Annotated in this window: 13 protein-coding genes; 5 read left to right on the plus strand and 8 right to left on the minus strand. The window is 68.9% G+C overall.

The genetic code is table 11. The annotated features are described in order from the left end of the window. The first annotated feature begins 23 nt into the window (after window positions 1–23). The 4 genes from DTS01S_RS07080 to DTS01S_RS07095 all read left to right on the plus strand — a co-directional run bounded on the left by DTS01S_RS07080 (window position 24) and on the right by DTS01S_RS07095 (window position 4263). Window positions 24–992 carry a Bug family tripartite tricarboxylate transporter substrate binding protein gene (locus tag DTS01S_RS07080; protein ID WP_012202149.1) on the plus strand — a complete coding sequence of 323 codons (969 nt, stop codon included), beginning with the start codon at window positions 24–26 and terminating at the stop codon, window positions 990–992. A gap of 30 nt (window positions 993–1022) precedes the next feature. Continuing rightward, entirely contained in the window at window positions 1023–2603 is a 1581-nt protein-coding gene (locus DTS01S_RS07085; RefSeq protein ID WP_017407884.1) for a class I adenylate-forming enzyme family protein, read from the plus strand. Between the two features lie 14 nt (window positions 2604–2617). After that, the gene (locus DTS01S_RS07090) at window positions 2618–3616 is read left to right on the plus strand and encodes a tripartite tricarboxylate transporter substrate binding protein (RefSeq protein ID WP_017407883.1); all 999 of its coding nucleotides are present in this window, start codon (window positions 2618–2620) and stop codon (window positions 3614–3616) included. A 194-nt stretch (window positions 3617–3810) separates the two neighbouring features. Beyond that, complete coding sequence (locus tag DTS01S_RS07095) at window positions 3811–4263, plus strand: PaaI family thioesterase (protein ID WP_017406880.1); 453 nt, start codon at window positions 3811–3813, stop codon at window positions 4261–4263. 68 nt (window positions 4264–4331) lie between these two features. Here the strand turns inward: DTS01S_RS07095 and DTS01S_RS07100 are convergent, their stop codons facing one another. The 8 genes from DTS01S_RS07100 to DTS01S_RS07135 form a co-directional block, all read right to left on the minus strand. Then, window positions 4332–4877 carry a hypothetical protein gene (locus DTS01S_RS07100; protein ID WP_012202143.1) on the minus strand — a complete coding sequence of 182 codons (546 nt, stop codon included), beginning with the start codon at window positions 4875–4877 and terminating at the stop codon, window positions 4332–4334. Window positions 4878–5015: 138 nt separating this feature from the next. Next, a complete protein-coding gene (locus DTS01S_RS07105; RefSeq protein ID WP_026062768.1) occupies window positions 5016–6095 on the minus strand; it encodes a Bug family tripartite tricarboxylate transporter substrate binding protein in 1080 nt (359 codons plus the stop codon). Window positions 6096–6282: 187 nt separating this feature from the next. After that, window positions 6283–7155, minus strand: coding sequence for an HpcH/HpaI aldolase/citrate lyase family protein (locus tag DTS01S_RS07110; protein ID WP_012202141.1), 873 nt, complete (start codon window positions 7153–7155; stop codon window positions 6283–6285). 23 nt (window positions 7156–7178) lie between these two features. Next, window positions 7179–8186 carry a tripartite tricarboxylate transporter substrate binding protein BugD gene (locus tag DTS01S_RS07115; RefSeq protein WP_017406883.1) on the minus strand — a complete coding sequence of 336 codons (1008 nt, stop codon included), beginning with the start codon at window positions 8184–8186 and terminating at the stop codon, window positions 7179–7181. Between the two features lie 103 nt (window positions 8187–8289). After that, a complete protein-coding gene (locus tag DTS01S_RS07120) occupies window positions 8290–9654 on the minus strand; it encodes an MmgE/PrpD family protein (RefSeq protein WP_017406884.1) in 1365 nt (454 codons plus the stop codon). Between the two features lie 39 nt (window positions 9655–9693). After that, window positions 9694–10896 carry a CaiB/BaiF CoA transferase family protein gene (locus DTS01S_RS07125; RefSeq protein WP_061287490.1) on the minus strand — a complete coding sequence of 401 codons (1203 nt, stop codon included), beginning with the start codon at window positions 10894–10896 and terminating at the stop codon, window positions 9694–9696. Window positions 10897–11046: 150 nt separating this feature from the next. Beyond that, on the minus strand, window positions 11047–12213 hold the full coding sequence (locus DTS01S_RS07130; RefSeq protein ID WP_016450242.1) for an acyl-CoA dehydrogenase family protein: 1167 nt from the start codon (window positions 12211–12213) through the stop codon (window positions 11047–11049). Between the two features lie 30 nt (window positions 12214–12243). Continuing rightward, window positions 12244–13149: an FAS1-like dehydratase domain-containing protein gene (locus DTS01S_RS07135; RefSeq protein WP_061287491.1), complete on the minus strand. Its 906-nt coding sequence runs from the start codon at window positions 13147–13149 to the stop codon at window positions 12244–12246. Between the two features lie 207 nt (window positions 13150–13356). On the opposite strand from DTS01S_RS07135, the gene DTS01S_RS07140 reads away from it, so the two are divergent. Next, complete coding sequence (locus DTS01S_RS07140; protein WP_016452187.1) at window positions 13357–14274, plus strand: SDR family NAD(P)-dependent oxidoreductase; 918 nt, start codon at window positions 13357–13359, stop codon at window positions 14272–14274. The last annotated feature ends 34 nt before the right edge of the window (window positions 14275–14308 follow it).

Here is a 14308-nt window from a genome sequence, read left to right on the forward strand (position 1 = left end):
GGGCAGTGAACTGGAGACTGCCCATGACCGTCCGCCGCAGCCTGCTGGCCCTGCTGGCCGCTTTGCCTTTTTTCTCCCTGGCTCCTGCCGCCGCGCTGGCGGCGGCCTGGCCTGAACGCCCCATCACCATCGTGGTGCCGGCCGCCGCTGGCGGCACCACGGACATTGCCGCGCGCGTGCTGGCCGAGAAGATGGGCAAGGACCTGGGCACCTCGGTGGTGGTGGAGAACAAGGGCGGTGGCGGCGGCAGCATCGGCACGGCCCAGGTGGCGCGCGCCAGGCCCGATGGCTACACGCTGCTCATGGGCAACATCGGCCCGGTGGCTATCAATTTCAGCCTGTACAAGCAGCTCAGCTACAAGGAAAGCGACCTGCGCGGCATCACCAATGTGATCTCCGTGCCCAACATCCTCGTGGTCCATGCCGATTCGCCCGTGCGCAGCGTGCGCGAGCTGGTGGAGCTGGCCAGGACCCGGCGCCTGAACGTGTCCACGTCGGGCGTGGGCCAGTCGCCGCACATGTCCTCGGAGATGTTCCGCCAGAAGGCCGGCATCGAGGTCACGCTCGTGCCCTTTCCCGGGGCCGCGCCTGCGGTCACGGCGCTGCTGGGCCAGCAGGTGGACTACATGATCGACAACCTGCCCAGCTCCATGCCGCACATCAGGAGCGGCAAGTTCCGCGCGCTGGCCATCACCAGCGCCACGCGCTCGGCCCAGTTGCCCGAGGTGCCCACCATGACCGAGGCCGGCGTGCCCATGCAGGTCACGGCCTGGTTCGGCCTGCTGGCCCCTGCCGGCACGCCCGATGCCGTGGTCGAGCGCATCCAGCAGTCGGCCCGGCGCGCCATGCAGACGGCCGAGGTGCGCCAGCGCTTTGCCGACCTGGGCGGCGTGCCCGGTGGCGAGACACCGGCCGAGTACGACGCCTTCATCGCCCAGGAACGCAAGAGCTGGGCCCAGATCGTCAAGGCCGCAGGCCTGTCGCTGGAATAGTTCTCCCCTCCCGTCCGTGCCTCCCCTCCCATGCAAGAAGACATCGCCGCCCTGCTGCGCCAGCCCTTTGGCTCGCTGCCCGAACTCGTCGCGCTGCAGGCCAGCCAGCGCCCCCGCCACACCGCCCTGGCCATGGACGGCCGCAGCCTCGACTACGCCGCGCTGCGCCTGGGCATGGACCGCGTGGCCTTGCGCCTGCAACGCCAGGGCCTGGGCCCCGGCGACGTGGTGGCCATTTGCGCGGGCAGCTCGCCCGAGTATGTGCTGGCCTTCCTGGGTGCGTTGCGCGCGGGCGTGGCCGTGGCGCCGCTGGCCCCGTCGGCCACGGCCGGCCACCTGAGCGCCATGCTGGACAACTGCGGCGCCCGGCTGGTACTGCGCGACGCGGACACCGCCGCGCAATGGCCGCTGCAGGCCGGACAGGATCTGCAATGCGTGGCCCTGGACGGCGCTGCCGAGGCCGGCATGCCGTGGTCGCAATGGCTGGCTGCGGACGAAGCGGACCATGGCACGGCACCCGCGCCCATCCACCCCCAGCCCGACTGGCCCTTCAACGTCATCTACTCCTCGGGCACCACGGGCGTGCCCAAGGGCATCGTCCAGTCCTGGGCCATGCGCTGGGCCCATGTGCAGCGCGCCATCCACAACGGCTACGGGCCCGATGCCGTCTCGCTGTGCGCCACGCCGCTGTACTCCAACACCACCCTGGTCGCGGCCCTGCCCACCATGGGGCTGGGCGGCACCCTGGTGCTGATGCGCAAGTTCGACGCGGCGCACTACCTGGAACTGACCGAGCGCCACCGTGCCACCCACACCATGCTCGTGCCCGTGCAGTACCAGCGGCTGATGCAGTGCCCGGGGTTCGACGGCGCCGACCTGAGCCGCCTGCAGCACAAGTTCTGCACCAGCGCACCCTTCCATCCCGCGCTCAAGGCCGAGGTGCTGCGCCGCTGGCCCGGACGGCTCATCGAGTACTACGGCATGACCGAAGGCGGCGTGCGCTGCGAGCTGCACTGCCATGACTTCCCAGACAAGCTGCACACCGTGGGCAGGCCGGGACCGGGCGCCGACATCCGCTTCATCGATGAGCAGGGCCGCGAACTGCCGCCCGGCGAGCAGGGCGAGATCGTGGGCCGCTCGGCCGGGATGATGAGCGGCTACCACCGCCTGCCCGACAAGACGCAGGAGGCCGAATGGTTCGATGCCCAGGGCCTGCGCTTCATCCGCAGCGGCGACGTGGGCCGTCTGGACGAGGACGGCTTCATCGTGCTGGGTGACCGCAAGAAGGACATGATCATCACGGGCGGCTTCAACGTCTACCCGAGCGACATCGAGTCCGTGCTGCTGCAGCACCCGCAGGTGGCCGAATGCGCGGTGATCGGCGTGCCCTCCGATGCTTGGGGCGAAACCCCCGTGGCCTACGCCGTGGCGCGCCCCGATGCCACACCCTCGGCCGCCGAGCTGCGCGAATGGCTCAACGCCCGCGTGGGCAAGACCCAGCGCGTGGCCGAGCTGTGGCTGGCCGCCAGCCTGCCGCGCAGCGAGATCGGCAAAGTGCTCAAGCGCGCGCTGCGCGAGCAGTACCAGGCCGGCGCCCTGTCCTCTTCATGAAACGGAGTCCCCCCATGCCCATGCACCCACTCCCGCGCCGCCGCCTGCTGTCCTGCCTGGCCCTGGCGACCTGCGCCCTGCTGGCCCCGGCCACCCATCTCGCCCATGCTGCCGAGGCCTGGCCTGCCAAGCCCATCCAGCTGGTCATTCCCTATCCACCCGGCGGCAGTGCCGACCTGCTGGGCCGCCCTCTGGCCGTGCAGCTGCAGCAGCAGCTGGGCCAGCCCGTGGTGCTGGAGTACAAGCCCGGCGCAGGCGGCACGCTGGCCTCGCAATACGTGGCGCGCGCCAGGCCCGATGGCTACACCGTGCTCATGGTGCTGGCCGCCCATGCCATCAACGACAGCCTCTATCCCAAGCTGCCCTACGACACCCGCCGCGACTTCGCGCCCGTGTCTTTGGTGGCCAACCTGCCCATGGTGGTTGCCGCCAGCAGCAAGCTGCCGGCCAGGAACATCCAGGAACTCATCCAGGCCGCCAAGGCCAACCCCGGCAAGCTCACCTTCGGCTCGGCGGGCAACGGCAACACGGGGCATCTTGCGGCCGAGTACTTCGGCTCCATGGCAGGCGTGCGCATGACCCATGTGCCCTACAAGGGCAGCGCGGGCGTGGTCAACGCCATGCTGGCTGGCTACATCGACCTGACCTTCGACAGCATCTCCACCTCCATGCCCCACATCCGCAGCGGGCGCATGCACGCACTGGCCGTCACCAGCCCGCAGCGCTCGGCGCTGGCGCCCGAGGTGGCCACCATCCAGGAGCAGGGCATCGCAGGCTTCGACGTGACCGGCTGGTACGCCGTCATCGCGCCGGCCGGCACGCCCGCCGAAGCCACCCAGCGCCTGAGCCGCGAGATCGCCTCCGCCCTGCGCCAGCCCGCGCTGCAGGCCCAGCTGGCCGCCGGCGGCTACGAGCCCGTGGGCTCCACGCCCGAGGCGCTGCAGGCGCATATCGACAAGGAAATCACGCGCTGGGCCACTGTCGTCAAATCGACAGGTGCACTGGTGGATTGAAAGTCACCCCCTGAGCGGCTGCGCCGCTTCCCCCGTGTGCACGGCGCCCTCTCTCGCTTCGCGGGAGGGGGGCATCCGGGCAACCGGCGGCACCCTCGATGCGGGGCGGCGCGGCCGGCGTAGGCCCTTCCTCGGTGCCCCGGAGTCGGTACACGCCAGTCTCGAGCGCCGCGCCCAATGCGATGATCATGTCCATGAATACACCCATCAAAGACCACCCGGCCAACCCCTTCGAAGGCGAGGCGCCCGGCATCCTCTTCGGCCTGCCCATGCCCATGGCCCGCGCCATGAAGCTCAGCGGTGAACGCATCGGCGATGACCGCGCCCAGATCCGCATGGGCTTTCAACCGGACCAGGCCAACAGCCGCGGCGACGTGCACGGCGGCGCCATCGCCTCGCTGCTGGACTGCGCCCTGGCCTCGGCCTGCCGCTCGCATGACCCCACGGCCTTCGGCGTGGCCACCATCGATCTCACGCTGCACTACGTCTCCGCCGGCAGCGGCGATCTCATCGCCACCGCCCACTGCGAGCGGCGCGGCCGCTCCATCAGCTTCGCGCGCGGCGAAGTGCGTTCCGAGGACGGCACCCTGGTGGCCCTGGCCACGGGGACGTTCAAGCTGATGGCGCGCAGCCCGGCACAGGCCTGAGCGCAGGGCACGCGCGGCGCCGGATGGCGCCGGACGGCGCCGGACGGCACTTGCGTGCCGCCGCGTCGTCAGAGCCGCTTTTCCTTGGCCTCGATCAGCTTCTGCATCAGTTCGCAGACCTGCCGTGCCTGTTCCTGCGTGATGTCGATGTTCTCGATCACCGAGCGCTTGAACTGGATGCCGTTGACTGCGCCGCTGTTCTCGATGAAGCCCAGCGTCAGGGTGCGGTTCAGGAAGTAGATGACGGCGGCGATGCCCCAGCCGATCAGCATGACCACCAGGCCTGCAAAGAAGCTCTGGGCCATCATGGACCCGCCCATGAACAGGGACAGGGCACCGATGCCCAGCGCCGTCTTCCAGGGCTTGTGATAGCCGTAGTAGGTGGAGCAGATGCCCTGCAGCGGGATCAGGCGCGACTGGGTGCCCGACAGCGAGGCGCTGCTGAACTCCAGGCGCTCGCTGCCCACGCGGATGGTGGTGGTGGGATCGATGTTGACCTTGGACAGGATCCAGGCGACCAGGCCGCCTTCGCGGCCTGTGATGGCAATGTGGTTGCCCTTGTCGTCTATGGGTTGCTCGCTGGCTTTCCAGGCCTTGATGACCAATGCACTCACGGTAATACCCTCTCTTGAATGTTTGAGAAACCACGGGCTGTCCCGCCATGGCATTGCACCACCGGGGCCGCCTGAGGAGGGGCGATTACAGCACAGGGCATGAGTGCAGCCTTGGGCAACCAGGGCCGCTGTGCGCCATCAACCGGGTTGCACCCCCGCCGACTGCAGCAGCCGCCCCCAGACCGGAGCCTCCTGCGCCCAGGCCTTGCCGAAGCGCTGAGGGCTGTCGTCATCGACAGGGACGAAACCGGCCGCGATGATGCGGGCCGTGCCTTCGCGGCTGGCCACGGCGCGGTTGGAGATCTCGCCCCATTGCCGCGTGAGGTCGGCCGGCAGGCCCCTGGGGCCGGCGATGGCCAGCCAGCCGGACAGTTCCATGGCCTCGTGGCGGTAGCCGGCCTCGGCAAAGGTGGGTACCTCGGGTAGCAGGGGCACGCGGCGCGTGCCGGTGACGGCCAGGGCGCGCAGCTTGCCTGCATCGATATGGGGCTTGAGCGTGAGCAGGCTGCCCATGCCGATGGGGATGCGTCCGCCCAGCATGTCCTGCACCATCAGCGCCTCGCCCCGGTAGGCGGCATGCGCCATGCCGGCACCGGCCATGTCGCTGAGCACGGCGCAGGCCAGGTGGCCGTGCGAGCCTATGCCGTAGGAGCCATACGAGAGCTTGCCCGCGTTGGCCTGGGCCCAGGCCATGAATTCGCGCAGGTTGGAGGCGGGCACGTCGGCCGTGACCACCAGGGCGATGGGCGCCATGCACACGCGCGACAGGGGCGTGAGGTCGGTCAACGGGTCGTAGGCGGTCTTCTTGTAGAGGTATTTGTTGGTGAGCATGGTGGAGGTGGTGCCCAGCAACAGGGTGAGCCCGTCGGGCGCGGAGCGGACCACCATCTCGCCGCCGATCAGTCCGGCCGCGCCGGGCTTGTTGTCCACCACCACGGTCTGGCCCAGCTGCTGGGCCATGCGCTCGCCCAGGATGCGCGCAATCACGTCGGTGGCGCCGCCCGCCGCAAAGGGCACGACGATGCGCACGGGCCGCGTGGCAAAGCCGGCCTGCGCCAGCACGCTGGCGGGCCCCGCCGCCACGGCGCCGGCCGCCAGGGCCAGCGCCTGGCGCCGATTCAATCGGTTATCCAGTCGGTCATCCATTCGGTCTTCAAGTCGGTCATTCAATTGGCCGTTGAATCCGCTGTTCGATGTCGTCCCCGAGATCACTGCCATCACACGCTCCTTTGCCTGGGTGCCTCCATGGGTGGAGATACCGGATCAAGAAACCGACGTCTCGAAATCAATCGAGTTGGCCAAGCGTATTCGAGGCAGATGGATTCACCATCAGGGAAATCATTGGACTGCTTGCACCAGAACCAGAAAACTCTGAGTGCAAAACGGCCTTTCAGTCTCATTTTCATCAAGATCGTGCTGCAGATCTCTGTTGCGCCCAGGCATGGCGCAGCAGCACCTGTTCGGCCTGCTTGAGCACGGGCGCATCGACCATGCGGCCGTCCAGCACGCAGACGCCGCCTCCGGCCTCGGCCAGGGCCTGGCGCAGGCGCTGCGCGTGGGCCACGGCCGCTGCATCGGGGTCGAAGACGGCGTGCAGGGGCTGGACCTGGGCCGGGTGGATGCACAGCTTGCCGCCAAAGCCCATGCGCCGCGCGCGTGCCGCGTCCTGGGCCAGCCGCTCGGGGTTGCGCGTGTCCACCGTCACGCCGTCCACGGCCGCGCCGATGCCGGCGCGGCGCGAGGCCAGGACCAGGGCCATGCGCATGGGCAGCAGCTCTTCCTCGCCCTGCTCGCAGGCCATGCCCGCATCGACCTGGAAGTCCAGGTGGCCGAAGGCCAGGCGCACCACCTGGGGCGCGGCAGCCAGGGCGTCGGCCGCGTCCAGGCCGGCCACGCTTTCGATGAGGGGCAGCACGGCCGCCCGTGCGCCCGCAGCCTGGGCCACCGCATGCAGGGTCTGGGCGCGCTCGGCCTTGGAGACCATGGCGCCGGCCACGCCCTGCTCCACCAGCTGCGCCAGCGCGCGCAGGTCATCCGCATGCCAGGGCGTGCCTTCGGCGTTGATGCGCACCAGCAGGCGGGCACGGGCCGGGCCTTCCAGCGCACCCACGGCCTGGGCCAGCGCCTGGCGGGCGCCGTCCTTGTCGGCCGGGGCCACGGCGTCCTCCCAGTCGGCGATGACCATGTCGGCGCCGCTGTCCAGGGCCTTGCCCAGGCGCTCGGGCCGCGTGGCGGGGACGAAGAGAAAGGAAGTGGCCTGTCGCGCCAGATCGTGCATGCGGATGTCCTTGGGAGAGCGGTTTATTCGGCCGAGACGCCTGCGGCCTTGATGACCTTGTCCCAGCGCGCCACCTCGGCCTGCAGGTGGGTGCGCAGGCCTTCGGGTGTGGCCTTGTCGGGCGTGACCAGGTCGGAGCTGAGTTCGGCGATGCGCTTTTTGACGTTCTCGTCCTTGATGGCCACGTTCAGTGCCTTGTTGATGGCCATGACCACCTCCTTGGGCGTGCCCTTGGGCGCGTACATGCCGTGCCAGACCTTGACGTCGAAGCCCTTGAGGCCCTGCTCGTCCAGCGTGGGGATGTCGGGCAGCGAGGACAGGCGCTTGGGCGTGGTCACGCCGAAGACCTTGGCGCGCTGGCCGTCCTTGATCACAGGCACGGTCTGCGTGGTCTGGTCGCACAGCAGGTCCACCTGGCCGCCCATGAGGTCGTTCATGGCCGGGCCTGCGCCCTTGTAGGGCACGGTGGTGAGCTTGACGCCCGCCTGGTGCATGAACAGCATGCCGCACAGCTGGGAGACGGCGCCGATGCCGGCATTGGCCAGCGAGACCTTCTCCTGGTTCTTCTTCACGTAGTCCAGCAGCTCGGCAAAGTTGTTGGCCGGGAAGTCCTTGCGCGACAGCAGGGTCATGGGCACGTCCAGCACCTGGCCGATGTACTCGAAGTCCTTGAGCGGGTCATAGGGCAGCTTCTTGTACAGCGCAGGCGCCGTGGCCATGCCCATGTGGTGGATGAGGATGGTGTAGCCGTCGGCCTTGGCCTTGGCCACGCGGTTGGGCGCAATGGTGCCGCCCGCTCCCACGGTGTTCTCGACCAGCACGCTCTGGCCCAGCACCTGGCCCATGGGCACGGCCAGCAGGCGCGCCACCACATCGGTGGGGCCGCCAGCGCTGTAGGGCACGACGAGGACGACGGGCTTGTCGGGCCAGGCCGCGGCCAGGGCGCCGGTGGTCGTCCCGCCGGCGGCAAGGGCGCAGGCGGCGGCCGCTGCGTAAACGAGGCGGCGGCGGAAAGAAGTGGTGCGTTGCATGGTTTGTCTCCTGTGCACTTGGGTGGAAGCGGGAGGCGCTCTGTGGTGGCGCCTTTCCCATGGATTCGCCGGCCGGGGCCGGCGCGAAAACTCAGTCAAGAACTCAGTCAAGCAGGCGCTGCACGCGCGGCCAGTGCGCGATCTGCCACAGCCGCGCTACGGCGGCCTGGGCGGGGTCGTCCTGCAGGGCACCGCCATAGGCGATCAGTCGCAGCGCCTTGGCCGTGATCTCCTCGCGCGACAGCGTGTTGCCCGGATCGCCCTTGGGCTCTTCCACGCGGCCGTGCAGCGTGCGGCCATCGGTGGTGAGCACGGTGACCTTGCCGATCCAGCGCTGCGGGTAGGCGGCATCGACCTCAGGGTCCAGCACCATGCCCACCTTCTCGCGCAGGGCCACCGTGGTGGCGGCCAGGTATTCGTTGTCGAACTCGTCCAGGCCCGCATGGCCGTGGCGCGCGGCCAGCGCCAGCACCGTGCCCATGGAGAACTTGCTCTGGTGCACCGTGCCGGGATCGACCACGGGGCCCAGCACGTCGATGGCGCCCTGGTGCACGTGGCAGGTGACCTGCGCCAGGTCGGCGGGGGCCAGGCCGTGGTCCTGCATGACCTGCAGCAGCGCGTCGGCGGCCGGGTGCGTGTGGCGGCAGGAGGCATGCCATTTGAACGAGGTCTCGGCCGTGGCCCAGCGCGTGCCCAGGCCGTCCGTGAGGCGCGTGGGATCTGCATCCGTGGACATGCCTGCCGCCAGGCCCTGCGGTCCCGTGAAGATGTCCTGCGCGCCCGTGAATCCGTCCTTGGCCAGGTAGGCCGACATCAGGCCCGCCGCGGCCGCATGGGCCGTGTGCAGCTGCTTGCTGTCGGCGCCCGTGCGCAGGAACTCCCACAGCCCTGCCGACTGCGTGCCGGCCGAGCCGAAGGCATGCTGCATCTGCGCGGGCGTGAGGCCCAGCAGCCGGCCCACGGCAGCGGCTGCAGCCAGGGTGCCGGCCGTGGCCGTGGTGTGGAAGATGCGGTAGTGGCTGCGGCCCAGGAACTCGCCCACGCGGATGCCGACCTCGTAGCCGGCCACGCAGGCGGCCATGAGTTCGGCGCCGCTGGCGCCGATGCTCTGCGCCACCGCCAGCGCGGGCGGGAAGACCACGGCCGCGGGGTGGAAGACCGAGCCGTTGTGCACATCGTCCTGCTCGGCCACATGCGAGGCTGCGGCATTGGCCAGGGCAGCCATCATGGGCGAAGTGGCGGCGTCCTGGCCCAGCACCTCGCTGGGGCCGCCGGCCAGTCCCTGGGACAGCGCGAAGCGCGTGATGCTCTGCACGGGGCGCGCGCCCTGGCCTGCGAGCACGGAGCCGAACCAGTCCACCCAGAGGTCTTCGGCGCGCTGCTGCACGGCGGCGGGAACGTCGTCCCAGCGCAGCGTGGCGGCGAACTGGGCCAGCGGATGGATGCTCACTTGCGGATCATGTTTCATGAGGGGGTCTCCGGCGCATTCTGCGCATGCGCCCAGGTTTCAGGGAGTGGGTTTTCCAGACTGCGGGCACAAAGCCTGGATGCGCTCTGCGCTCCAGCCCAGCTCGGCCAGGATGGCGGCGCTGTGCTCGCCCACGGCGGGCACGGCCTCCATGCGGTAGTCGAAGGCGCTGTTGGCGCCGGGCGGCAGCAGGGCCTGCACGGGTCCGGCCGGCGTGTCCACGCTGCACCAGCGCTGGCGCGCGGCCAGCTGGGGATGGGCCCACAGGCCGGCCATGTCGTTGACGCGCGCATTGGCAATGCCGGCCGCATCCAGCCGCTGCACCACCTGGGCAGCATCCAGCGCATTGAACACGCCCAGGATCAGCGCGCGCAGCTCCTCGCGGTTGGCGTTGCGGCGCGCGTTGCTGTCGAAGCGCGCGTCTGCAGCCAGCGCGGGCTGCAGCAGCACCTGTTCACAAAAGAGCTTCCACTCGCGTTCGTTTTGCAGGCCCAGCATCACCGTCCCGCCGTCACCGGCCTCGAACGGCCCGTAGGGATAGATGCTGGCGTGCGAGGCGCCGGTGCGCGGCGGCGGCGGCGCGCCGTCGAAGGCGTAGTACATGGGGTAACCCATCCACTCGCCCAGCGCCTCCAGCATGGACACGTCGATGTGGCTGCCCTCGCCCGTGCGCCCGCGCAGCAGCAGGGCCGACAGGATGTTGGTGTACGCATACATGCCGGCCGCGATGTCGGCCACCGAGATGCCGGCCTTGGACGGCACCTCGGGCGTGCCCGTGACCGAGAGAAAGCCCGCCTCACTCTGGATCAGCAGGTCGTAGGCCTTCTTGTCGCGGTAGGGGCCGTCAGCGCCGTAGCCGCTGATGTCGCAGACGATGAGGCGCGGAAAGCGCTCGCGCAGCGCCGCATAGGACAGGCCCATGCGCGCGGCCGCGCCGGGCGCCAGGTTCTGCACCAGCACGTCGGCACCCTCCAGCAGCTGCAGCAGCGCCTGCATGGCCTCGTCCTGCTTGAGGTCCAGCGCCAGGCTCTGCTTGCTGCGGTTGATCCAGGTGAAGTGCGAGGACTGGCCCTGCACGCGCTGGTCATAGCCGCGCGCAAAGTCGCCGCTGCCGGGCCGCTCGACCTTGATCACGCGCGCGCCCAGGTCGGCCAGCTGGCGCGTGCAAAACGGTGCGGCCACCGCATGTTCCAGCGAGACGACGGTGGTGCCGTCAAGCGGCCGAAGACTTTGCTTTTTCATCTTGGAAATCCATTGCACTTTGGCGAAACTCACGACCCGACCAACTGGCGCGCTCCAAGCCAGGGACAGCAAGCAAGGGCCGCCCCCGCAGCGAGGCTGTCGTCCCCCTTCCAGGGGGAAGGCGCGAAGCGACTCAGGGGGTTTTCCATTTCAGAAAGAACGCGGGAGACCGAGGATGTGCTCGGCCACGTAGGAATAGATCAGGTTCGTCGAGATCGGCGCCACCTGGTACAGGCGCGTCTCGCGGAACTTGCGCTCCACGTCGTATTCGCAGGCAAAGCCGAAGCCGCCGTGGAACTGGATGCAGGCATTGGCCGCCTCCCAGCTGGCCTTGGCCGCCAGGTACTTGGCCATGTTGGCCTGGGCGCCCATGGCCTGGTTGGCGTCGAACATCTCGCAGGCCTTCCAGCGCATGAGGTTGGCGGCCTCGACCTCGATGAAGGCATCGGCAATCGGGAACTGCACGCCCTGGTTCTGCCCGATGGGGCGGCCGAACACGTTGCGGTCGCGCACATAGTTGGTCACGCGGTCCAGGAACCAGTAGCCGTCGCCAATGCATTCGGCCGCAATCAGCGTGCGCTCGGCGTTGAGGCCGTCCAGGATGTACTTGAAGCCCTTGCCTTCCTCGCCGATCAGGTTCTCCTCGGGGATTTCCAGGTTCTCGAAGAACAGTTCGTTGGTCTCGTGGTTGACCATGTTGGGGATGGGGCGCACGGTCAGGCCGCTCTTTTGCGCCTCGGCCAGGTCCACCATGAAGATGGACATGCCCTCGCTCTTTTTCTTCACCTCGGCCAGCGGCGTGGTACGCGCCAGCAGGATCATCCAGTCGCTGTGCTGCACGCGGCTGATCCAGACCTTCTGGCCGTTGACCACGTAGCGGCCATCCTTCTTGACGGCGCTGGTCTTGATCTTGGTGGTGTCCGTGCCCGTGGTGGGCTCGGTCACGCCCATGGACTGCAGGCGCCATTCGCCCGAGGCGATGCGCGGCAGGTATTTCTCCTTTTGCGCCTGCGAGCCGTGGCGCAGCAGCGTGCCCATGTTGTACATCTGGCCATGGCAGGCGCCCGAGTTGCCGCCGCAGCGGTTGATCTCTTCCATGATCACGCTGGCCTCGGTCAGGCCCAGGCCCGAGCCGCCGTACTCCTGCGGGATCAGCGCGGCCAGCCAGCCGGCCTTGGTCAGCGCGTCCACGAAGGTCTCGGGATAGGCGCGCTGCTCGTCGATCTTGCGGAAATACTCGTCAGGGAACTCGGCGCACAGCGCACGGATGGCGTCGCGGATTTCGGGGAAATTGTTGGAAAGCGTTTGTTCGATCATGGTGGTCTCAAGGCTCGGTGTTCAGGGGTCTCAGGCCAGGGTGGCTTTTCCGGTCATGGTCAGCCAGCCTTCGTGGTCCTGGGCCCAGAGTTCAATGGTCTTGCCGTCTGCAGAAGGCTTGCCGTGCACGCTGAAGGCATGCAGGTCGAAGGTGGGGCGCACGGCCTTGAACTCGAAGGACAGCACGCGCGCCTGGGGCAGCTCGCGGCGCAGCAGGTCCAGCAGCAGGGTGGCGATCAGCGGGCCGTGCACGATCAGGCCCGGATAGCCCTCCACGCCCGTGACGTAGCGGCGGTCGTAGTGGATGCGGTGGCCGTTGAAGGTCAGGGCCGAGTAGCGGAACAGCAGCACGTCGTCGGGAACGATGGTGCGCGACCAGGTTTGCTGGCCGTCCAGCGGCGGCTTCTGCGGCGTGGGTGCGGGATCGCCGGGCTGGGCAGCGGCGCGGTAGACGATGTCGTGCTCCTCGGTCAGCGCCAGGCCCTGTTCATTGCTGTAGGCATGCTCGACCAGCACGAACAGCAGCTCGCCCGAGCGGCCGCTCTTGTGGCGGACCGAGCCGATGGTGGAGCGGCGCTGCACCTTCTGGCCCACCTTCAGCGCGTTGCCTGCCTCCCAGCGCAGTCGCCCGCCGGCCCACATGCGGCGCGGCAGCGGCACGGGCGGCAGAAATCCGCCACGGCGCGGGTGGCCGTCGGGGCCCAGCTCGCTTTGGCGTGCATGGGGCAGGAAGTACATCCAGTGCCACAGCGGCGGCAGCGCCGTGCCGTCGGCGGGCTCAGGGTCTTCCCGGTCCAGCGTGGCCGACAGCGCGGCCACGGGCGCGGCCGTGATGCTGTCTGCCAGGGTTTCGCTGCGGCCCTGCCAGGACTGAAGATGCGCCAGCGCGGCGGCGTCGAGGGTGTCGGTAGCTTGCTTGTCTGTCATGGCCGCCATGGTCGGTGCAAGCGCGGCGGCCCGCAATCCGCGTTTTCTTAAGCAAGCCTTTGGCCGCGCTGAAGGCTGGGCCGGCGCGGCCTGCCCGCCCCTGCTTTCATTCCCGCGAAGTCCGCCCTTGTGATTGGCGAATGGCGCGGTGCGGCGTTTGCCGGCATCCTTGGTCCCGACTTCTTTCCAACGAACACTGAACGGGGACAACAGGCCATGGCGCAGAAAATGATGCAGGACAAGGTAGTGGTGGTGACGGGTGCCGGCGGCGGCATCGGGCGCGACATGGCGCTGGCCATGGCGGCCGAGGGCGCCAAGGTGGTGGTCAACGACATAGGCACCTCCACCACGGGCGAGGGCACGGACGCCGGCCCGGCCCAGAAGGTGGTCGATGAGATCAAGGCCGCAGGCGGCCAGGCCGTGGCCAACACCGACAGCGTGGCCGAGGCCGCCAGCGCGGGCCGCATCGTGCAGTGCGCCGTGGACAGCTTCGGCCGCATCGACGGCGTGGTCAACAACGCCGGCATCCTGCGCGACCGGTTCTTCCACAAGATGAGCCTGGACGAGTGGGACGCCGTCATCAAGGTCCACCTGTACGGCAGCTACTACATGAGCCGCGCGGCCGCCAACCATTTCAAGGAGCAGGAAAGCGGCGCCTTCGTGCACATGACCTCGACCTCGGGCCTGATCGGCAACCTGGGCCAGGCCAACTACAGCGCCGCCAAGCTGGGGCTGACGGCCCTGTCCAAGTCCATTGCGCTGGACATGCAGAAGTTCAACGTGCGCTCCAACTGCATCGCGCCGTTCGCCTGGAGCCGCATGATCGGCTCCATCCCCACCGACACGCCCGAGCAGCAGGCGCGCGTGGCCAAGATCCAGCAGATGACGCCCAACAAGATCGCCCCGCTGGCCGTCTACCTGTTGTCCGACGCGGCCCGCGACGTGAACGCCCAGGTCTTCGCCGTGCGCAACAACGAGATCTTCGTCATGAGCCAGCCGCGCCCGCTGCGCTCGGTGCACCGCAGCGAAGGCTGGTCGCCCCAGTTCATTGCCGAGCACGGCATGCCTGCGCTCAAGGCGTCGTTCGTGCCGCTGGACCGGTCTGCCGACGTGTTCAGCTGGGATCCTGTTTGAACGACACCCCCTGAGGCGCTACGCGCCTTCCCCC

The organism is Delftia tsuruhatensis NBRC 16741 (assembly GCF_001571325.1).
Taxonomy (GTDB): domain Bacteria; phylum Pseudomonadota; class Gammaproteobacteria; order Burkholderiales; family Burkholderiaceae_C; genus Comamonas; species Comamonas tsuruhatensis.

What these genes read in the sequence shown, in the direction of transcription:
- DTS01S_RS07080 (WP_012202149.1), top strand. Translation starts at nt 24, where the DNA reads ATGACCGTCCGCCGCAGCCTGCTGGCCCTGCTGGCCGCTTTGCCTTTT.
- DTS01S_RS07085 (WP_017407884.1), top strand. Translation starts at nt 1,023, where the DNA reads ATGCAAGAAGACATCGCCGCCCTGCTGCGCCAGCCCTTTGGCTCGCTG.
- DTS01S_RS07090 (WP_017407883.1), top strand. Translation starts at nt 2,618, where the DNA reads ATGCCCATGCACCCACTCCCGCGCCGCCGCCTGCTGTCCTGCCTGGCC.
- DTS01S_RS07095 (WP_017406880.1), top strand. Translation starts at nt 3,811, where the DNA reads ATGAATACACCCATCAAAGACCACCCGGCCAACCCCTTCGAAGGCGAG.
- DTS01S_RS07105 (WP_026062768.1), bottom strand. Translation starts at nt 6,095, where the DNA reads ATGGCAGTGATCTCGGGGACGACATCGAACAGCGGATTCAACGGCCAA.
- DTS01S_RS07110 (WP_012202141.1), bottom strand. Translation starts at nt 7,155, where the DNA reads ATGCACGATCTGGCGCGACAGGCCACTTCCTTTCTCTTCGTCCCCGCC.
- DTS01S_RS07115 (WP_017406883.1), bottom strand. Translation starts at nt 8,186, where the DNA reads ATGCAACGCACCACTTCTTTCCGCCGCCGCCTCGTTTACGCAGCGGCC.
- DTS01S_RS07120 (WP_017406884.1), bottom strand. Translation starts at nt 9,654, where the DNA reads ATGAAACATGATCCGCAAGTGAGCATCCATCCGCTGGCCCAGTTCGCC.
- DTS01S_RS07125 (WP_061287490.1), bottom strand. Translation starts at nt 10,896, where the DNA reads ATGAAAAAGCAAAGTCTTCGGCCGCTTGACGGCACCACCGTCGTCTCG.
- DTS01S_RS07130 (WP_016450242.1), bottom strand. Translation starts at nt 12,213, where the DNA reads ATGATCGAACAAACGCTTTCCAACAATTTCCCCGAAATCCGCGACGCC.
- DTS01S_RS07135 (WP_061287491.1), bottom strand. Translation starts at nt 13,149, where the DNA reads ATGGCGGCCATGACAGACAAGCAAGCTACCGACACCCTCGACGCCGCC.
- DTS01S_RS07140 (WP_016452187.1), top strand. Translation starts at nt 13,357, where the DNA reads ATGGCGCAGAAAATGATGCAGGACAAGGTAGTGGTGGTGACGGGTGCC.